The organism is Faecalibacterium sp. BCRC 81149 (assembly GCF_022750605.1).
GTDB lineage: Bacteria > Bacillota > Clostridia > Oscillospirales > Ruminococcaceae > Faecalibacterium > Faecalibacterium duncaniae.
The window spans coordinates 324,292-344,133 of sequence record NZ_QXJA01000002.1 but is presented as its reverse complement, the minus strand read 5'-3'; the positions used below and the strand labels follow the sequence as shown (position 1 = coordinate 344,133).

At 43.7% G+C, this 19,842-nt stretch carries 18 protein-coding genes; all 18 read right to left on the bottom strand.

Features of this window, described 5'->3' with window-relative positions; all coding sequences use genetic code 11:
• Positions 1 to 604 precede the first annotated feature (604 nt).
• Positions 605 to 1,060, bottom strand: a complete 456-nt coding sequence (locus D3F01_RS04500; protein WP_156058405.1) for a hypothetical protein — start codon at positions 1,058 to 1,060, stop codon at positions 605 to 607.
• 77 nt (positions 1,061 to 1,137) lie between these two features.
• Positions 1,138 to 1,878 (bottom strand): sugar phosphate nucleotidyltransferase, encoded by a 741-nt coding sequence (locus D3F01_RS04495; protein WP_242886167.1) that lies wholly within the window; start codon positions 1,876 to 1,878, stop codon positions 1,138 to 1,140.
• 1 nt (position 1,879) lies between these two features.
• Positions 1,880 to 3,061: a galactokinase family protein gene (locus tag D3F01_RS04490; protein ID WP_242886165.1), complete on the bottom strand. Its 1,182-nt coding sequence runs from the start codon at positions 3,059 to 3,061 to the stop codon at positions 1,880 to 1,882.
• 18 nt (positions 3,062 to 3,079) lie between these two features.
• A complete protein-coding gene (locus D3F01_RS04485; RefSeq protein WP_242886163.1) occupies positions 3,080 to 4,114 on the bottom strand; it encodes an NAD-dependent epimerase/dehydratase family protein in 1,035 nt (344 codons plus the stop codon).
• Between the two features lie 70 nt (positions 4,115 to 4,184).
• Positions 4,185 to 4,994 carry a DUF2334 domain-containing protein gene (locus D3F01_RS04480; protein ID WP_242886161.1) on the bottom strand — a complete coding sequence of 270 codons (810 nt, stop codon included), beginning with the start codon at positions 4,992 to 4,994 and terminating at the stop codon, positions 4,185 to 4,187.
• A gap of 9 nt (positions 4,995 to 5,003) precedes the next feature.
• Positions 5,004 to 5,984: a glycosyltransferase family A protein gene (locus tag D3F01_RS04475; RefSeq protein WP_242886159.1), complete on the bottom strand. Its 981-nt coding sequence runs from the start codon at positions 5,982 to 5,984 to the stop codon at positions 5,004 to 5,006.
• Positions 5,985 to 6,029: 45 nt separating this feature from the next.
• The gene (locus D3F01_RS04470) at positions 6,030 to 6,212 is read right to left on the bottom strand and encodes a hypothetical protein (RefSeq protein WP_242886157.1); all 183 of its coding nucleotides are present in this window, start codon (positions 6,210 to 6,212) and stop codon (positions 6,030 to 6,032) included.
• Positions 6,213 to 6,459: 247 nt separating this feature from the next.
• A complete protein-coding gene (locus D3F01_RS04465; RefSeq protein ID WP_242886155.1) occupies positions 6,460 to 7,998 on the bottom strand; it encodes a hypothetical protein in 1,539 nt (512 codons plus the stop codon).
• Positions 7,991 to 9,112, bottom strand: a complete 1,122-nt coding sequence (locus D3F01_RS04460; protein ID WP_242886153.1) for a glycosyltransferase — start codon at positions 9,110 to 9,112, stop codon at positions 7,991 to 7,993. The genes D3F01_RS04465 and D3F01_RS04460 overlap by 8 nt, the downstream gene beginning before the upstream one ends.
• A complete protein-coding gene (locus D3F01_RS04455; protein WP_242886151.1) occupies positions 9,112 to 10,323 on the bottom strand; it encodes a hypothetical protein in 1,212 nt (403 codons plus the stop codon). Before D3F01_RS04455 ends, D3F01_RS04460 begins: the two co-directional genes overlap by 1 nt.
• Positions 10,324 to 10,369: 46 nt before the next feature.
• Positions 10,370 to 11,446: a glycosyltransferase gene (locus D3F01_RS04450; protein ID WP_242886149.1), complete on the bottom strand. Its 1,077-nt coding sequence runs from the start codon at positions 11,444 to 11,446 to the stop codon at positions 10,370 to 10,372.
• A gap of 47 nt (positions 11,447 to 11,493) precedes the next feature.
• Complete coding sequence (locus D3F01_RS04445; RefSeq protein WP_242886147.1) at positions 11,494 to 12,648, bottom strand: hypothetical protein; 1,155 nt, start codon at positions 12,646 to 12,648, stop codon at positions 11,494 to 11,496.
• A gap of 27 nt (positions 12,649 to 12,675) precedes the next feature.
• Complete coding sequence (locus D3F01_RS04440; RefSeq protein ID WP_242886145.1) at positions 12,676 to 13,371, bottom strand: DUF2334 domain-containing protein; 696 nt, start codon at positions 13,369 to 13,371, stop codon at positions 12,676 to 12,678.
• A gap of 11 nt (positions 13,372 to 13,382) precedes the next feature.
• Entirely contained in the window at positions 13,383 to 14,507 is a 1,125-nt protein-coding gene (locus D3F01_RS04435) for a glycosyltransferase family 1 protein (RefSeq protein WP_242886143.1), read from the bottom strand.
• The gene (locus D3F01_RS04430) at positions 14,482 to 15,060 is read right to left on the bottom strand and encodes an acyltransferase (RefSeq protein ID WP_117476017.1); all 579 of its coding nucleotides are present in this window, start codon (positions 15,058 to 15,060) and stop codon (positions 14,482 to 14,484) included. Before D3F01_RS04430 ends, D3F01_RS04435 begins: the two co-directional genes overlap by 26 nt.
• The gene (locus D3F01_RS04425; protein ID WP_242886136.1) at positions 15,053 to 16,165 is read right to left on the bottom strand and encodes a glycosyltransferase family 4 protein; all 1,113 of its coding nucleotides are present in this window, start codon (positions 16,163 to 16,165) and stop codon (positions 15,053 to 15,055) included. Before D3F01_RS04425 ends, D3F01_RS04430 begins: the two co-directional genes overlap by 8 nt.
• Positions 16,162 to 17,535 carry a sugar transferase gene (locus D3F01_RS04420; RefSeq protein WP_242886134.1) on the bottom strand — a complete coding sequence of 458 codons (1,374 nt, stop codon included), beginning with the start codon at positions 17,533 to 17,535 and terminating at the stop codon, positions 16,162 to 16,164. The genes D3F01_RS04425 and D3F01_RS04420 overlap by 4 nt, the downstream gene beginning before the upstream one ends.
• A complete protein-coding gene (locus D3F01_RS04415) occupies positions 17,516 to 19,828 on the bottom strand; it encodes a Helicase associated domain protein (protein WP_347567991.1) in 2,313 nt (770 codons plus the stop codon). Before D3F01_RS04415 ends, D3F01_RS04420 begins: the two co-directional genes overlap by 20 nt.
• Between the last annotated feature and the right edge of the window lie 14 nt (positions 19,829 to 19,842).

The following is a 19,842-nucleotide window of genomic DNA, read 5'->3' as shown; positions in this document are numbered from 1 at the left end:
TGAACCTGATAGGTGTCGTCGCAGCTACGCTGAATTTTTGCACTTTTCCAAGTAGTTCTTCACAGTTTCGTAACAACAGTTACAGTACCAGAACATACCGTTGTCGTACCAAAACCGGTTTGTTCGTACTACGATTATATCACGTTTCAGCGTCATTTGCAAGGATTCAATCCGTTTCGCTTCTGACCTGCATTTTTCAGATTTCAGCGTATATTCTTACGGTATTCCACGGTTCGAGCGCCTGAGGCCTAGGGCTTCCGCCGGGGCAGCAGCTCTCCCAGGCACTCTCCCCAGAAGCTCTATGACAGCTAGATTGCCAACATGTTCCTGCTGATTAACTGAAATTTCTCCGGACGTGATTTTGAGCCATGGTGCGGGAAATGTAATCATTTCGTTCGATATGGAACAGTTCTATTCGTTCCGAGTCACACCAATTACCATTTATATAAGAAAACCGCGTGAACTGCCAGAGCTATAACTCTACGCTCCGACTGATTCACACGGCTCTAAAATATTTATTTCAGCTTTGCGAGGATCTCATCTGCACTTACACCGCTGGCCGACATTTTCTCAGTTTCCCTTTCACAGGGATAACGATCTTATCTTATACAACAGATCCACTGAACGAATTTTGAACATTTATTAAACCAATCTGAGGCTGGAGACTCAACTCTTTTATAATTGATATTTCTCTTTTCCTGTTTAGTTCATCGTTTCCCTTTGCCGTCAAAATATGTCCCGATATGCCTGCATCCGGCTCCACTTTTTTTATATATCCCGCACTCTCGAGTTCTTCTATGCATGCATTAAACTTTTCTTTGGATATGCCTAATATATGCTCATCAATAAACCGTTCTCTCTGAATTGTTCGCAAGAGTGCCCTGTAATAATCCAAACTGCCGTCGATACGTTTGCGCGGAATATAAGGCTTTTCAATATCGGGTAACAGCAGCGTCTCGCCATCTACACACATGCCAGTAATGTATCTTTTATAAACATAAGACAAAACCGTATTTTTGCTGCAGCTCCACTTCTTTGCCGCCTCATCAATAGTAATCATCTGAAGCCCTCTAGTATCAATTCAAATCTAATAATTTCAACTTATATTCTAGCCACAGAATCTCACTGTGTTGTCTTTTATGCCTTGATTCCCTGATACTCCTGCTGAACCTGCTGATAGCTTTCCAGATTGCCAATGTCATACCGCTTGCCCGGCATCTCCATAGCATGCACATCCGCTACCGTGCACAGCCATGCAATAAAGCTGCCCGGAGCATCGGTACCACACTTCTTCTGTGCAATTGCATCTTTGACCTTTCTGGCATCTGCCCGAGTGTACACATAGAAGGGAGGGCAGCACCAGTGGCTCTTGGGCTGGGCAGGCTTTTCTTCCATGGAAAGGATCTTGTCCTGATCGTCGAGCTCCACCACACCGCACTTTATGAGCTTCTTTTCCTCTGGTTCATAATAGCGCATTATACAGGAGGTTTTCTTCTGTTGGGCATAAGCCACAAATTTGGAAAGAGAGAAATCCAGCACATTGTCGCCGGCGATCACCAGCAGGTCATCGTCCAGCCCCAGCTGGTCAATGGCAAATTGCACGTCACACACAGCACCAAGCCGGGTCTCATTGCTGCTGGTTCCATCGTCTACCACCTGAATATTTTGCTTCTTGGTAGCCGCCCAGTTTTCAAAATGATGGGCATACTTGTGATTGCTGATGACCACATAGGTATCTACCAAACCAGCGGTATCAATGTCATCCACCAGCCAGTCCAAGATGGTCTTATCCCCTACCTTCAGCAAGGGTTTGGGAAAGTTCTCGGTCAAGGGATATAGGCGGGTTGCGTATCCCGCGCCCAAAATCAAGCACTTCATATTAGTCCTCCGTCTTATGCCCTACGCCGTCCGCACTCTCGCACAGATGGAAACTGTACTTACCACACATCTCCGGGAATGCAGTGAGATACTTTCGCTCCACTTCCTCCTGAATGTTATCCACCTTGTTGGGGTCAATCAGCGCCATACAGCATCCTTTGAAGCCAGCGCCACTGAAACGTCCACCGTAAATGCCAGCGGTCTCCCTCATAATCTCGTAGAGTTTGATCTGCTCCGGCGCACCGGACTCCCAGTTGTGGATGCTGCTCCAGCCAGATTCAAAGGACAGGCGTCCATACTCCTCCAAATCGCCTCGCCGCCATGCTTCCGCACCAGCTTCCACACGCTTGAACTCGGTATACCAATGTTCACAACGTTTTGCCCATTGCACCGGCAGCTTATCTTTATAGGTCTGGTAGATCTCATACGAAACATCCCGGGCGTTAGCTTCATTGAACTTTCCGTAGTCAAGACCCGCAAAAGCCTGCAAGGCGTAAATGCCTGAACGCAACTCATCCACTCGCATATTGTATTTAGAGCCAGCCAAGCTGTGCTCCAAACCGCTGAAAAATACCGCAATCTTGTAGGGCTTCATGTTGGGATTCGTGGGAATCAGCTCGTAGCTGTTATCTTTGCAGTCCAGATACAGCAAGTGGTCTTTTTTACTCAGAACCTCGCAGCTCTGATCCAGGGTTCCTACATTAACACCCACATATTTTTTTTCTGCCTCGAACGCAATGCTGATCAGCGCTGAAGAACTCAGCTTGATTCCATTGACCTGACATAGCGCCTCCAAAAAAGACAGAATCACAGCTGCAGAGGAAGAAAGCCCTCCGATAGGCAAAGAACCTTCTATCACTCCACAGAGACCAACTGTCAGCGGAAACCGATTGCTCAAAGCCCAGGTTGCACCTCGCAGATAATCTGCCCAGTCACCCGTCTTTTCCCCAATTTCACGGATGTGCCACTGCGCACGTTTGGGAAATTGCAGGCTGCACATTTCAACAACGCCATTCATCTTTGGCTTGTATGCAATATGGATTCCTTTATCAATCGCAAGTCCTGTGATCTTTCCTAAGTTGTGATCACTATGGGCACCAATAGGGCAAATCCGATAGGGGCAAAAGCTGATGCCCACGGGATCTTTTCCATATATTTCGTAGAATCTTTCCTCGCAGCGCATATAATTCCTCCCACCGCTTTATTCCATATAGAACTTTTTATACCACTCAGCAAACTTCCGCAGGCCATCGCGCAGCGGAGTATGAGGCTTAAAGCCAAAATCACGCTCCAGCGGCTCGGTGTCTGCAAAGGTGACAGGCACATCGCCGGGCTGCATGGGCACCAGTTCCTTATGTGCCTCAAAATTATAGTCCGCAGGCAGCACACCGGCACGTACTAACTCCTCAGACAGAATCTGCACAAAATCCAGCAAGTTTTCCGGATTAGAGTTGCCAATGTTGTAGACTGCATAGGGCGGAATGGGCAAGCCATCCTCGCCGTTCTTCTTTTCCGGAGCCTTTGCCATCACGCGGACAACGCCTTCTACGATATCGTCCACATAGGTAAAGTCACGTTTGCAGTTGCCGTAGTTGAAGATCTTAATGGTTTCGCCGTTCACCAGCTTATTGGTAAATCCAAAATATGCCATGTCCGGACGACCGGCAGGGCCATACACCGTGAAGAACCTCAGACCGGTGGAGGGAATGTTGTAGAGTTTGGAGTAAGCGTGTGCCATCAGCTCATTGGACTTCTTGGTGGCCGCATACAGGGATACCGGGTTGTCCACCTTATCGTCGGTGGAGTAGGGCACCTTCTTATTGCTACCGTAGACGGAGCTGGAAGATGCATACACCAGATGCTCCACGGGATAGTGGCGGCAGGCTTCCAGAATGTTATAGAAGCCAATCACGTTGCTCTCGATGTAGGCATCCGGGTTGGTGATGGAATAGCGAACACCAGCCTGAGCGCCCAGATTGACCACAATGTCTGGGTGATACTGCTCAAAAATACTGTTGATGAGAACTTTATCCGCAAGGTTGCCCTTGATAAAGGTATAGTTCTCGAACTTCTGAAGCTCTGCCAGACGAGCCGCCTTGATACGAACATCATAATAATCGTTCATGTTGTCCAAACCAATGACCTTGGTATCCGGCTCAGTGGTCAGGATGCGTTTGGCAAGGTTGGAGCCGATAAAACCGGAGGAACCGGTAATGAAAACAACATTACTCTGCATATAAACAACTCCTTTTAAACTTTTGGATTGACCATTGGCAGTGATATAAGCTCTCTTACACACCCATTTATCAAGCCAGCCTTTGATTTTTTTCTTTTATATTTCTTAACACTGATTTAATCACATGAACCATTGGGCGCAATGCTACCTTTATCTTATTTTCATAGAAAATATACATTTTTTCATCCATATATTCCACAAACGGAATTCCAGTCTTTTGTTTTGCATATTCTTTAAAATCTACAATTTCCTCAGAATATTCTTCGCATAAAGTTTTCAGCTGATCATAGCAATCTTTCTTATCTGGTCGTTTCCATTCATGCGCGTGAAATACAGCCGTATAACATCCATATTTTCCAATTCGAGGGCACCCACCTGATCGACACGGAATACATATAATCCCTTCATGAACAAATGGCTTACTGCTTTTTCCGTCTGAAACGTATTTAAAGCCATTTGCGGATAGTGCCCTTAAAGTATTTTCATCATAGGAATGTGCTGGTGCAAAGAAAATGTCTGTTTGGATTCCATGAGAAGCCAGTATTTCTTTTCCTTTTCGATTTTTTTCATATTGCTCCTCATAGCTATGTCCAGCAAATTCCGAACGGAATGTATCATTCACAATTCCACGTACAGCTGTGTCATATACATGAAGATATCCGTGCATTGCAATTGCAAAACCATCAGCCTGTAACGACTTAAGGTAATCCCAAAAATCCCTCTGCGGTGGATCAATTAATAAATCTGGATCTTGACAGTCTGGAATTACACCTATCAGCGGTTTCACGTGATACAGCTTCAAAATTTTCATCGCACGATTCCACTGACTCCAATCCATCGTTGGGCAGATATCATCAAATCGAACTAAAATTTTTCTCATCTTTAAATTTCATCTCTTCATTTTTTTCTTTTGATAGAGCTTTGCCGCAGATATTGAGGGAAACCACATCAGATAAAACAGACACTTGTTTTTTACTCCCTTTAGTGCACATCCTTTTCGAAATTTCTGTTGTGTCGCATCCTGACGCAAAATATGGTTCATGATACAGTATCTCAGCAACTCTTTTGCATAGCTTCCGCCATCCTGATAAATTTTCCAATCATTAAGAAACTGTGTACTCTCCCATAGTGCATTTTTACAATTTTGAATTGTCTTTTTATGCCCTGCGGAAAGTCCAGACGACAAGTGATCATTACCTTCTTGATGATAAATTCTCAACATATCATTAATGTAATACGCACAATATGTTTGATCCAACTTTCGCCACAGAATATTCTCCGTCATAAAGGTTACACCCTCTGGTTCCGGGAATAGATTTCTTTTCATAACATCTGCTACAAAGCACGCAACATGTTCTTCACCAGATTCATAACAAATCTTCCGCGCCTTATCCCATGGAAGCTGATTTATATTTTGGGGAAAAGGTTGACCTACTCTCTTTCCAGATTCATCTTTGCATTGTGCAACCACTTCCCGGTACTTTGCCTTATCAATATGTGGAATTTTTTCCCATGTATCCCAAAAGACCTTCAACGCTTCTGGAACCAACTCATCATCTGAATCCAGATTTATCAAAAGTTCTCCTCGCGCATTTTTAAAGCCAATATTTCTTGCTGTATGTACTCCACCATTCTCCTTCTTAATATACAGCACTGGATGTTTTGTGGTCTGCATAAATTGTTCTACCACTTTATCTGTACTATCTGTCGACCCATCATTTACAATGATATACTCCCAGTCTGAAAAAACCTGGTTTTCGATTGACCGGATTGTCCTTAACAGCGTATCTTTTCGATTATATGTCGGGGTCAAAACAGTTATTTTTACATCCCTATTTTCATCCCAATATTTGTTTTTGTACTGTTCCATTTTTGTTTCCCCAAAAAAATTGCAATTCTATTAATTTGCGCTCACTTACTCATCATTTTTCGCATCTTTTGCTATACTTTTGCACGTAAAAAAAAAAGCAGCATAAAGTTTATAATCCTCGTTGTATCGTCCACCAAATGGCATCTTAAATCGATCAATTCCATTTGGTTCATCGCATGAAGCAATCCCTCCCCAGTCGTATTCCTTTACTCCCATCTCTTTCAGCAAAAGCCAATCATTCCAGTGAAGATATTTATTTGCCCGTCCAACTGTATTTCACATTGAAATATCCGAAATTAATGTCATTTGTTTCCGCGCGACACACGGATATTTTCAAGTTTGTGAAAGCTTAACTGGATTTACATTGACAAACAAATTGTCATACCCTGTCTTAACACTCTCTGCTGTTTCAAACCAAACTCGATTGGAAACAAATAATTTTCCTTTACTATAAATTTGCCTCACACTCTCCTATTTATTTTTTTGTCACCATTGTTAATATAATTTGAACTATCATTTGCTTTGCTTCTGTAAATCGTTTCGTTTTCAGAAACGCAACCCAAAACAGCGTACCTGCAACAACCACTGCAATCAGCCCACACACTACGAGCTGTACGATTCCGTCAAAAGGTAAGCAGGTACAAATTACATATACGATTGCTGATGATGTCAATGCAATTAGCGCATATTGAACCTGATCTAAGTTGTAACGTATTTCATCTTTTCCCATGAAATATGTTTTGAATAGTTTATGTGTCCGAACGGAATAATTGAATATAGCAATTGTAAATATCGTCGCACACAGAATGCCAGTAACGCCAAATAACTTTCCCAATATAATATTCAAGAATAAATTTCCAAATGCCTCTAGAATATAACTCCATTTTAAAGCGTTCCACATTCCTGTTCCATCAATATACTGGTTCCTAATATTGTTCATATTGATTAAATAAAAATACAGGCAAAACAACAGCATATCTCTATCCGAAAGCATCAGTCTTCTTCCGACCCAAATTTGCATAAATGGTTGGTACATTGCTACCATACATGTTGTGCAAATTATGTTCAAGCCAGAAAATAGAAATTGAAATTTTCTAAGGTCATGATAATTTTTTTCTGCAGACTCACAAGAAATACTATTACCGACACTTCCTGCCAATGAGTTTCCTATAACCGAGAGAACACCATATACGGCAGAATAAATATAATAATAGTTTCCATAAACAGTTGTTTCTACAAGGCCAAAAAAAGAGGAGATGACAATGCTATCAAATGAATTACGAAAGGTGTTGCAGAGCCTGTCAATCATTAACGCCTTTGTCTGCTTTTTCATCTCTTCTGGAACCTTTAGCTTCAGATTTTTCTGACAGACAATATTAGGATAACGCGCTTTCGTACTCTTCTGAATCAGCAAATTCGAAAAAATTGTTCCTGCAATTTGAATCACTACATAACTATAGAAATTCTTTGTAATCAGCAGAAATGTAAATTGTATCAGATAACGGAGTGTATCTACTACCGTGCGGATATTGTTCGTAATATCACTACGCTGATCTGCTAAAAGGAGAGTTTCTTTATATGCAAATAAATAATAACTAATCGTTGAATTTACAAGGTACAAGAAATACAAAGCGTACAGATCGATTTCCTGTGGATAATTTCCACTAATCAAATAACGAAGAAATGGCATAATGCAGAGACCGCTGCCAAAGACAACGGTTCCAACAATATTATAAACTTTACGAATCAACGTCAGATAGTAGCAAATCTGATTCCAATTCTGTTCCGCCATTGGTTTATACATACAATAGACAACAGCTGTATTAAACCCAAGTTCGGCTAGATTCAACACCCCCAGAATTGATGTAAAGAGACTGGAAAGACCTGTATATTCCGCACCTAGAACTGTAAGAATTACGGTTCGGTTAATAAAAGGAAGTAAAATTGTGACTCCTCGATAGATCAATCCTGAAAAGATATTTCGTGTTGTATTTTTAGTTCTACTATCAGACATTTCTCATGGCCTCTTCATACATTTTCTCTAGTTCTTTCACATTTTGCCTGATGTCCCATTCTTGCAGATTCTCATATTGAATAGGTTTATCTTCCTTTGTCAACACAAGTAACTCATTCGCCCAAGCCTTTGGCCCTTGATCTAATCCCAGAAAACGTATTTTATTTGAGACCTTTGCCGTTTGAGGCACCCCTTTTGATGCAACACATGGTAAGCCTGCTGCCTGCATTTCAATTACTGCAATGCCGAGACCTTCCGAAATGGATGGGAAGAGCGCTGCATCTGAAGCAAGAAGAATTTCTGGCACATCTTTGCGATCGTGCAATATCATTGCTGACTTTTCTAGATGTTTTTTATTCAGCTCTATCCAGGCTTCCTTTTCCGTATCTCCTTTGCCAACCATCAACAAGAATGCTTCGGGCTTTTTTTTCTTGATTTGTTCAAACACGTCAATTAAAAACATATGATTTTTGATAGGATTAAACCGTCCGATATGAACCACTACAAACGCATTTACCGGCACCCCTAATTCTTTACGCTTTTTGTTCCTATCTATGCATTCTTCATACCGGCTTAAATCAATACCATTATTTAGGACAGCTGTACTCTCCACATTAAATAATGTATCGATTTCCTTCTTCATCTCCTGCGTAAGGGCAATGATTCGTGTTGGATAGGTTCGAATCAGCTTTCTCATCGCACGAACGTCTGCTTTTTCTTCTTTCCATCTGGCAACCGTGTGATGATTTGTGTAAAAAATACGGGTTGTCTTTGGCAGTCGGCAAAAGCTCACATATCTATTTAGTTCCAAATGTACGTGCAAAATATCAGGTTTTAATGTCCGTAAAACTTTACGTACTTCAAAATAAAGTTCATAGTGATTTACAACCTTTGCCACAAGTCCCTTTTTATATCCCAATGGCATCCGGTCTCGTAAACAAATTACCTTGATTCCAGACTCTTCCAGCATCTTTTCATAGGGTGAATTTTCATGATTCAAACAAAGCACTATAGTTTCAAATTTGTTTTTATCTATCAACAATGCATAGTCTTTCACTAAAGTCTCCGCACCACCCATATTTAAGCCATGAATAAAATGGACAACTTTAATCATTAGGTTTCACCTACAATATTGTTTGTTGAATCTTTCAGCCACTCGATTCCGCCAAAAAGAAAAATATATCCCCAAATTGATATGATAGCATACGGCCTTTGATACAAGGATAAAAAAAAGAACATTACGTAGATCAAACACATTTTATCTCGTTTGCTACATTTCAATGCCGCAAACAGCCAACTGCCCAATAACCAGCTGGTTCCTATAATTCCAAAGGGAACCATAAAACTGCTTTTATAGCTTGCTACACCGGAAGCCAATACCGCTCCGCTTCCCATTCCAAGCCAATAATAGATGGAATTTGAAAATTCTGCATATTCTGCATCAAATACACTGTTCGTTCGATTGTCCCCTGCCAATCCAGACTTTGTGATGGCAAATCTCCCCACAAGCTCGTTTATCGCATTATTATGAAAATCTATGTTTGGCAACACGAGAAAAACCATCAAAATAATACCTATAATATAAATAATATTGGAAGGCTTTTTTTGACAAAGATAAACAGCCACGAATCCTAAAATCAGCAGTGCAAAAGCAAATGAAACAGTGAGCGCTCCTGCAGTAAGAAGAAGAAGTTTTTCCCACCATTTAGTTTTGCTAAATGTACAGATAAAAAGTAAAGCGCATGCAGTTCCCAACGCACCAGGTTCATTGAATATTCCGCACAACCGATAAGTGTGATCACCATAGGTATAAATTGCAAATATACCACATTTATAGTAATATGCTGTTTCCAAACCACTTTGAGCATAAAAAAGAACTCTTTGAAATCCGGCATGATTAAATAGAAAAAAATCAATCCATAAAATAATAGATATGATATTATTAAGCTGGATAATTTGATAGACACATTGAAATATTTGTTTCTTTACTCTTGTTGGTAAAAGAACAAATATTACGGACGTGATGAAGGTAAGTTCTCCACCGCCCTGATAGCTGCCGTAAGTGTGTACCATTTGCATCAACCAGTATGATAAAGGCAGTATCACCAATGCCAAATCATATTGCTTTACTTTTCGTTCACACAATAGAAACAGACATCCAAGCGGCACACATAGTCTTGCAATGCTTAGCGAAAGAAACGCATATATTGGCGAGTAACTGTCTTTATCGAATGCCAGATAAAGGCTCCTGCATGTATACATCGAAAAAAACAAAATCAGAACTGTTCCGACAATTTTTTTTAAGCCAGTTCTTTTATTTTCCATTATCATTTCCTCGTAACGATTTTTTCACATTGTAGCCCTCTTGATCTCATCTAGATAAACAAATTATATTGTGGACATAATCTTTCCACATTTGATTAACCCTGTCTGGCTTAAATGTTTCGGCATGCCTTTTTTCCGTCATGCCATCTTTAGTGGTTTCTAGAACTTTACAAATCGCTTCCGACAGTTGTGCAGAATCATTGCACGGAACCAGTTTATCGGAAGCATCCTCTCCAAATAGCTCCCTTGGCCCACCACAAGGACAATCTGTAGAGATACACGGTACGCCAGCCGCCATCGCCTCCATCAGTGCATTGGGCATTCCCTCATAATCAGAAGAAAGCACAAACAAATCTGCCGTTTGGAGCGCTTTTGCTACATCATTGGTGGCTCCCATCAGAAAAACTTTTTCATTAAGATTCAGTGACTCGATCTGATTCTGGAGCTTTTCCCGAAGTACGCCTTCTCCATAAATTTTTAGTGTTGCAAAGGGATAGATTTTCTGCACCTCCGCAAATGCGTCTATCAGCAACTTATGATTTTTCTGCTCCGTCAGGCGACCGCAGGTAACAATCTCACCTCGCACTGGTGTGCGCTCCACTTGGTAAAACTCTTCCTTAACGGCGTTATAGATGATTCGTGATTTTTTCTGTAAGCGCTCCGGAAACCACTTTTGTGCATCGCTTGTCTGGAACACACAGCCATCCGCCATCGGAAGCAACACTTTGCCTACAAACTGCCCTATTTTTCCTGCATATTCCTTGTTAGGATCATTCCGAACAGAAACCAGTGTTTTTACAGGCAATCCTCTTGTCGCTAATATTGTACGAAAATTCGGCTCTTCCATAAAAGAAACAAGTATGTCGGGCTTCTCAGATTTGCATAAATCTCTCAATTTCTTGATTCTGCTAAAATTTCTTTTTATTCTGGATTGCTTGATTTCCTCTTCTTCCAGCGTAAGTCGTCTTACAGTCGCCGCAAGCGGATACTCCCATGTATCCCGGAAAGACGTGACCAAAGTAGTGTCGTATCCATTTTCAGAAAAATATTTTGCCAAGTTTACCATGACACGCTCTGCGCCGCCGCCATTTATAGCATTTACATAAAATACAATCTTACTCATGTCTGTTCTCTCTTGTGAATATTCGTATAATTTTTACAATCAAACTGTTAAATATGTCTCTTTATTTGATTCTCGATTTCGACAAAAAAAGGTCTAATATCCTTTGAATTGAAAATAGAATGCGAATCAGCTTTAGCAAAATCAGCAAACCACTCCAAAATCTTTTTTTGCGACAGTGCAACCTTTAAGTCATTAAAATCCGGAATAAATCGAATTGAGTTGCTAAAAGTCAGTGACAACTTCGGTAGTTGCCCAAACACCGAATAGTAGCACCATATAAACGGGAGGTTTACGCCAGCACTCTTTACACAGTAGGCGTTTCCATCGTTGCGCATATTAATTTCAAGAAAATAATCCTTATTATTTTCATCACGGATGAACTCAACACTAAATAAGCCGCTATAACCTATCTTTCTTATGAATTCATGAACTGCTTCTGAATCATAATCAAGACCTTCAATCGGCGAATACTCTAGATAACCCGTGTTTGTATTGCGTGGCTGCCGCAAAATCCTCGTGTACCCGGGGATAATAATCGTCTCTCCACCATCTAGGGAGCATCCAATCAACTGGAATTCCATTTTCTTTAAAATGAACTCCTGAATTTGAACTTCTTTGGCTTCAATTTTCCCAAGTATGGATTCCAATTCACTATAAGAAGACGCAATGCAAATATCGCATTTCCCCGCACCAATAACGCTTTTTAAGGGCTTTGTTATACACGGAAACCGATTCCATTTAAAATCGTTTCCCTGTGTAATAACGGTGCTTTGAGGAACATGAAGTCCACAACTTATTGCAACTGCATCTTGTACATTTTTTTCCATTAACTGACTAATGTCAATTTTGCTCGATGGTAAATAAAAGTTGTCCGATAGCTCTTGCTTATTTGATATTACTACCTCAGAGGCTCCATCAGAGCAGCACACAACCACCCTTTTTTTTCCATCCTCCGCCAGTTTTCTTAACCACATGACTATTTTTTCGCAAGACTCATTGTGACTGACATTCCGTGCTAACACGTATTTACTGGTAGAAATAATGTTTCTATTTGTAATATGGTCTCCGATTAGGAGCACATGTATATTTTCTCTTTTGATACCCTGCTCACCTAAAGATCGAATCACGCCGAGTGTATTATGATGAGCCCCTCCAATCACGGCAACGTGTATGCAATCTATTTTGTTTTTGTCCATATCCATAATAAGCTCCATCTGACAAGCTATGTGTCATCTTCTCAGGAAATACAGTTCCCGTAAAGCCCTGTCCAACAGATTCCGCCCTCTTTTTTTGCCTACAGTAATCGATATTCTAAAACTCTCGGCGTTTTTTTTGAGAAACCGTTCAAGAACATCAAAATCATCATCTTTCATCATATTGGGATGATAGCAAAACGTCACCACTTTAAACGGTAGCTTTCTTACCCGCCCGGACTGCTGTGGAATAAAGTAGAAGCCGTTTTCAAAATACACATCATTTGCAATAGTATCGCTGATGATTCGAATATCGGATTCTTCCTTCAAAGCCACCAGTGTATTTTCATCAAATGTATGTGAAGGAGCAAAAAACACTTTCGGCTCAATATCATGGCCTTTCAAAACATCAACACCGTGCCGAATCATTTCTTTCTGCTTGTCCAGTGGGACACCTGCAAATTCACTTCTTTGGTTTACCGGGTTGATGCCACCTTCCTTGGTCGTGTACTTGTGATAGCAACCATGAAGTGCCAGCTCCCAGCCTTTTTCTTTCCAGCGTGCAGTCTTATCCCAGAATTCAGGGTCTTGTTCATACGTATCGGTAAGAGATGAATCCAGATTGTCCGGAATAACTCCGACCAACGGCTTAATTCCATACTGGTCTAAAAGTTCCTCCATCCGCTGCCACTTTTTAACATCCATATAATCGGAGGCATCGTCCAGGCGCAATATATATTGACTCATTTTCTTGCCCTTTCATCCTGTTCCAGATAAAAACTTTGAAGTTGCTTTGCAACCACTGTTGCATCAAACGGTTGCAGCTTCGCCATATTCTCTGTTGTGGCAGCAATTCGATGTTTTCTCTGAAGATTCGCAACCTCACAAAGCCATACCTTTTTATTAGCCAATGTAAGATACTTCACTTGGTCTGTCAAGTCAACATCGTGCGTTATCACATCAGAAAGGAGGCAGTGAAGACCGTTTGCCTGAGCCTCTACTACAGAAACCGGAAGTCCCTCCCACAAGGATGGAAACACAAATACATCCATAGCCTGATAATAATCCTCTGTGTTGGTTTTACTTCCGACCATGATGACAGCATCTCGTATCCCGAGTTGCGTGCATTGTTGCTGCACTGTTCCAAACAACTCGCCATCACCTACCAAGAGCAATTTGCTATTGGGGTTCTCTTCGTGGTACTCTGCGAACAACTCCATCAAGAATTGATGATTCTTGGGAACTGTGAACCGCCCGATGTGTCCCAGAACAAAAGTATCTTCGGCAATTCCAAGATCCTGACGCATCTGCTGCCGCTTTTCCTCACAAAACGCAAAGCGCCTCAAATCTACGCCATTTGGAATCATCCGGTAATTCGGCTGTTCCGTAGCCTTTTCTCCATACAACCATTTGCCTGCTTTGTCGGAGCAAGCAAACAAATAATCCGCTGTATGCCGAATTGGAAGTCGCAACATATCCTTCACGATAGCAGAAATGCCACTTCCGTTTGAGGTGCTATGGCTGTGTGCAATTGTTACCAGTCCATGCTTTTTTGCAATTTTCAGATAGATAGATGCCGTACTCCGCACATGTCCATGAATCACATGATATTCCGGATGTTCCGTAAAGAAATCATCCCACCACTTACAGTATGCAAAATGGTTTTTCCCAGTATACTTTGGGCAGACAAAAATTCGTCCTCCCATTTGTTCCACCTGACTGTATAAATCTTTCCTTTCCTCTGGCGTAACAACAAAATCAAATTGAACCTTTTCTCGGTCAATGTTGTTATAAATATTCATCACAAATGCCTGTGACCCGCCAAAGTGAAGACTTGCGATATTATGTAATACTCTGATTGATTCCATTATGCTGCTGCCGAACCTCCGTTGTCCGTTTTTGAATAATCACGCTGTTTGCCGGGAAGTCCCCTTTGACGACTGTTCCTCCCCCGACGACAGTATTATCCCCAATCGTTGTTCCCCGGAGAATCAAGGCATTGGCACCGATCCAGACATTGTTACCAATCGTAATCGGTGCAGTTTTGAATTTCATAGCTGAAACGCCTCCCTCAGCCTGATAATCATGATCTTGATCATAAATCAGAACATTGGGACCAAGCATCACATTGTCACCGATTTTAATATGGTCGTAGGCAGTAACAACACAGCCATTGCTCATTCCAAAGTTTTTGCCAATTTCCAGTTTTCCGCCTTTGCGAACGCGGATCTTTGCGCCATTATGCATTTTCAACTTTTTCGCAATGCGCAGTTCGGATTTTCCATCTACGGTGACTTCAGTCATCGGCGACATAATTGCCGGAAAGGCAGCATGGAATCGTCCCCCATTCTCAATCTTCAGAATGGCATACTTGATTCCTGCAAGCGGAACACAAAATACCGCCTTGATGTATTTATTCATCGTTACCCTCCAACGCTTGAATCTCTTCCAAATATGCTTTCACAACGATTTTTCGGTCGAATTCCCGTTCCATCTTTGCACGGCCGACCAGACCCATGGCTTTCCGCTGCTCTGGCGTCATCTGCATAAATCGTTCCAATGCATGGACTAGAGCTTCCTCATCCTGAATGGGAATCAGGAATCCGGTCACTCCATCTTCCACTGTTTCCCGGCAGCCTGCACGGTCTGTGGCAATGATGGGTCGGGCACTGGCCGCACCCTCCAAGAGCACGTTGCTCATTCCCTCTGGATAGTAGGACGGATGCACGATGCAGCTCGCCTGTTTCAGGAATGGAATCATATCCTTCTGCTGGCCATGATAGACCACATCTCCAGCTTTCTGTGCCTGCTTCAAGATCTCTTCATAGGCAGGATCGTCACAACCGCCGCAGATATGGAACACTGTGTTGGGGTACTCCGCATGGATTCGTTTGGCCGCAGCAAGATACAGGTCGATTCCCTTTTCCTTCAAGATTCGGGATGTAAACTGGAAATGCACCGTCTCGCCTTCCGGATACGGGAACGCCGGATGGCTCTCCAGATCTACGCCGGAACCCGGCAGCAACCGGATCTTCGCATGCTTCGGCATCATCTTGTGTGTTTCAAAGAAGCGCTGATTTTCGCTGTTCTGGAAAAAAATGCAGCTTGCACCAGCCACGCCCATCTTGTAAAGCCGGGTCGTCAGTGCCTGCAAAGGACCGGGATTTTCCACCGGAGTACCAAGACCGGTTACATTCGGAAGATACGGAATCTTTAACTGCTGGCACGCCATACCACCGTACACATTCGGCTTGATATTATATGTAAGAACAACATCAGGCTTTTCAGCTTTCAGAATTTTCTTGTAGGCATGCATCAACTGCAGATCCGAGATAGGATTGGTGCCATGACGGCCAGTTTCAACGCCAATCAACTTGGCACCCATTGCCTTTAGTCTATCCTGATGCTTCAACAGCTGACCGACAATTACCACTTCAAAATCTTCATCAACCAACTTCTCGATAACAGCACCACGCAAATTAAATGCATAGGTCGTATCGTTGATCAACATGACTGCTTTTTTCATTTGCTGCTCTCCTCACACTTTTTCTGCCCCATCGCCGTAGTCGCACCCTCTGCCACGCCTTCCGTGCTCTCCGGCATAAACAAAATCTTCACCGTTGCCAGCATGATCTTCAGATCCTCAATCAAACTGGGATGCGCAATGTACATCAGATCCATCTGCAGCTTATCATACGGTGTCGTATTGTATTTTCCGTATACCTGTGCATAACCGGTCAGACCAGCCTTAGCCTGCAAGCGCAGCGCAAACTCCGGCATCTCCTCACAATACTGGGCGGCGATCTCCGGGCGCTCCGGACGAGGGCCTACAATAGACAAATCACCCTTCAAGATATTGAGAAGCTGGGGCAGCTCGTCCAGACGGCAGGCACGAATGACGTGGCCCACCTTCGTGATGCGGTCATCTTTATCACCGGTGGAAAGGCGTGCTACACCATCCTTTTCAGCATCCACTCGCATAGAACGGAACTTCAGGATCTCGAACGGTTTGCCATCTTTGGTAAGGCGAACCTGCTTGTAAAAAGCCGGACCACCATCGGACTTGACGGCAATAGCCGTAATCAGAAACAACGGACTCAGGATAACCAGTGCTGCCAGTGAGATCACAATGTCCATTGCCCGTTTCACAAAGAGAAATTCCGGGCTTGCCATATAGCGACCCACACGCAGCATGGGCAGATGGAACATATGCATCGGCTGAGCACCGCTCATAATCACATCACCCACACGAGGGATCACAAACACATTGATGCCCTGTCCCACACAGTATTTCAGGATGATATTGCGCTCATGGCTGTGGACACCGCTGATGAACACGCTCTGCATTCCATCCAGCAGGCTCAGGTCGTTCAGGCATTCCTCAACGTTCAAGGTCATCTTGACATCGTATTTTTTTGAAAGACCGTACTCATTGATGAGCTTTTCCAATCCATGACGAACATCATAAACGACTGCAGTCGGCTGGGCCTGGAATGTATTAAAGTACCATCCATGCGCCAACTTCGCCCAGATTGAGGCCATCACGACCTGTCCTGCAATCGCCGCGATGCCCGGCAGAATATTGCAGAGCCGCCGGGCCATCAGGCAGATGACAATGTACAGAATGCCATCGGTTGCCATGGCTGCCAGTACCTGTCCGTAGATCAACTCTGAAATGCGTTGCAAAGACATCCAGAACGCATCGTAGACTTTACCTAACAGAAAGAACAACACCGCAAACAGACCGATCATGGCCCAGTTGCCCTTCCAACCAAACTTTGCATAGACCTGATACGAATAATACAGCTCCCAACAAAGTGCAAACGGAATCGTAATCATTACCAGATCGATGATTTTTACGATCTTCAACATCACATCATGCTGAAATTTTGACATAATACCCCAATAACTCCTTTAGCTTTTTCTTTTGCTCTTCGCTCAACTTTTCCGACCCGCTTTGCAGCAGCCGCTTCTGGTTATATACCCACCGGCTCAGCCAAATGCCATCCGCAGTCTTGTATTTTGCCGGAATATCCAGATTCCCATGAACTCTTTTATATTCCTGCGCCAGCTCGTACCGGTGCTGCCACGGGTCAGGTTTCTCCCACTGCATTCCAATAGCTTCCAGCAACTCAATACGCTCTTGTGATAAGATTGCATTGCTTTTCTCTGGTTTTCGATACGCATACTGCTGCCGCCGCACCCATTTTCCAAGAGCATAGCCCTCCGGTGAAACATAGGCCACCGGGACATCAAGGTTTCCATTTGCCTCAAAATAACGCTTGGCGGCACCATAGACCTCGTTCCACTGGCGATCATTACGGTTTCCCCAATAGATTCCTATTTCTTCCAGACGGCCGATTTGGTCTTGGGAAAGCATTTCTTTTGTATATGCTGCCCTCTGGTTCAAAATCCACGCACCCAGCTTTTCGCCCTCTTCAGTCGTGTAATTGACAGGAACATTCAAGTTGCCGTGTTCGGCGGCATAACTCATAGCAAGTGCATATCCCTGTTCCCATTTGGCATCAAATACGCTCCATGTCATTCCCAACTGATCCAGTTGTCGAATGCGCTCTTCCGTCAGCTTTCCATCGTTTCGGCGTTTCCGCGCATTGTTGATCCACTTTCCCAGAGGATAGTCATTTTTCGTTTTGTATTTCGCCGGGACCTGCAAATTCCCAAACTGTTCCCGAAATTTTCGCGCTTCTTCCAGGCCGTGCTCCCATGCGGCATCGTTGCGGTTGCCCCACTCCATCCCGATGCTGTCCAGCCGTGCGATTTGCTGTTCGGTCAAGTTCCCCGGAATCTGTCCCGCACGAACACGGCGCTGGGTCGTCAGCCACTCGCCAAGGCTCAATCCCGCCGGGGTGGTATAACGTTTTGGAATATTCAGATTGCCATGCTCCGCATAGTAAATGCTTGCTTCCGAAAAATAATGGTCCCAACTAGAGGACAAACTTGCTTGCAGCCGCTCAAACAGCACCCGGCAGTCATGCACCTGCTCGATGACCTCAAAACGTTCGGTGATGATTTTGTTGCCCTCACCGTTGGCATTCAGGCGGTAGACCGCCTCCTGCATCTCGCCCTGTAACCCCGCAATGCTGCACAGACCCTCGAAGTTATTGACTACATCGAGGATAAGCGGTGTAGAATTTTCCCCAGCGGTCAAAGCGCGTCCAATCTGCTGCTTGTAGATGGTGGGTGAAATGGTGGGCCGGAACAGGATGACACCTGAAATGCCTTCTACATGAACGCCCTCGTTGAGCATGTCGATGCAGAACAGCAACTTCAGCTTGTCGCTCTCATCCGTCTTGAAGTCTGCAAAAGCCTTGTCTGTACCAGGGTCATCGGAATAAGCTTCGTACACCGCCACTTCCGCATTCACCTTTGCAAACCACTCCGGCACGTGAGAGATCATTTCGTCCATGTGCTCCTTGTTGGCGCAGAACACGATGTACTTTCCGGACTTGTTCGTGATATGATGTTCAAAAACCTTGTCTAATCCATCTGCTTGTTCCAAGGCGCGGCGCAGGGCATCCAGATATTTTTGATTTACGTCCTGAATCCCAGCAGAACGCAGATTATCCACTCTTGTCTGATAACGTGCCAAGTCTTTCTGGTACTGATAGACAGTGGTCACATAGTTCGGAGCAGGCAAAATACCCCTGACGATTGCTTCGCCAAGGGTCATCTCACTTGCAACACGGCCATCGAAAAGCTCTTCGGCCATGTCGCGGTTATTATCCAGATATCGGATGTTTGTCGCCGTCAGCCCCAGCAGTTTTGCCTCCGGGCATAACTTTAACAAAGCCACCGTGCTTTCGCCCCAGCATTCCGCACCGGCACGGTGGAACTCGTCCAATATGATATAAGAGGGCTGAAGTCCTGCGATTTCTGCAAGCTGGCCTTCGGTACAGCACATCAGCTTCGCATAGGTGTAAAAATGGACGGTCGCCAGCGGAAAATCCGGGTCGTTCCTTTTCAGGCTCTCCAGCTGTGTCTTGAAGATATATTCACTGGGAGAAAGCCAGATCACAACCTTGTCCGGGTTGTCCTCGATCAGCTTGAACGCAATGTAGCTCTTTCCGGTGCCGGTGGGGTGGACAATAGCAGCCTTGCCGTACTGCTCCATCATCCGGACTGCCGCATGATATGCTTTCTCGTTGTGCTCAAACAGACGCAATGCCACCTTGTTCACCCCTT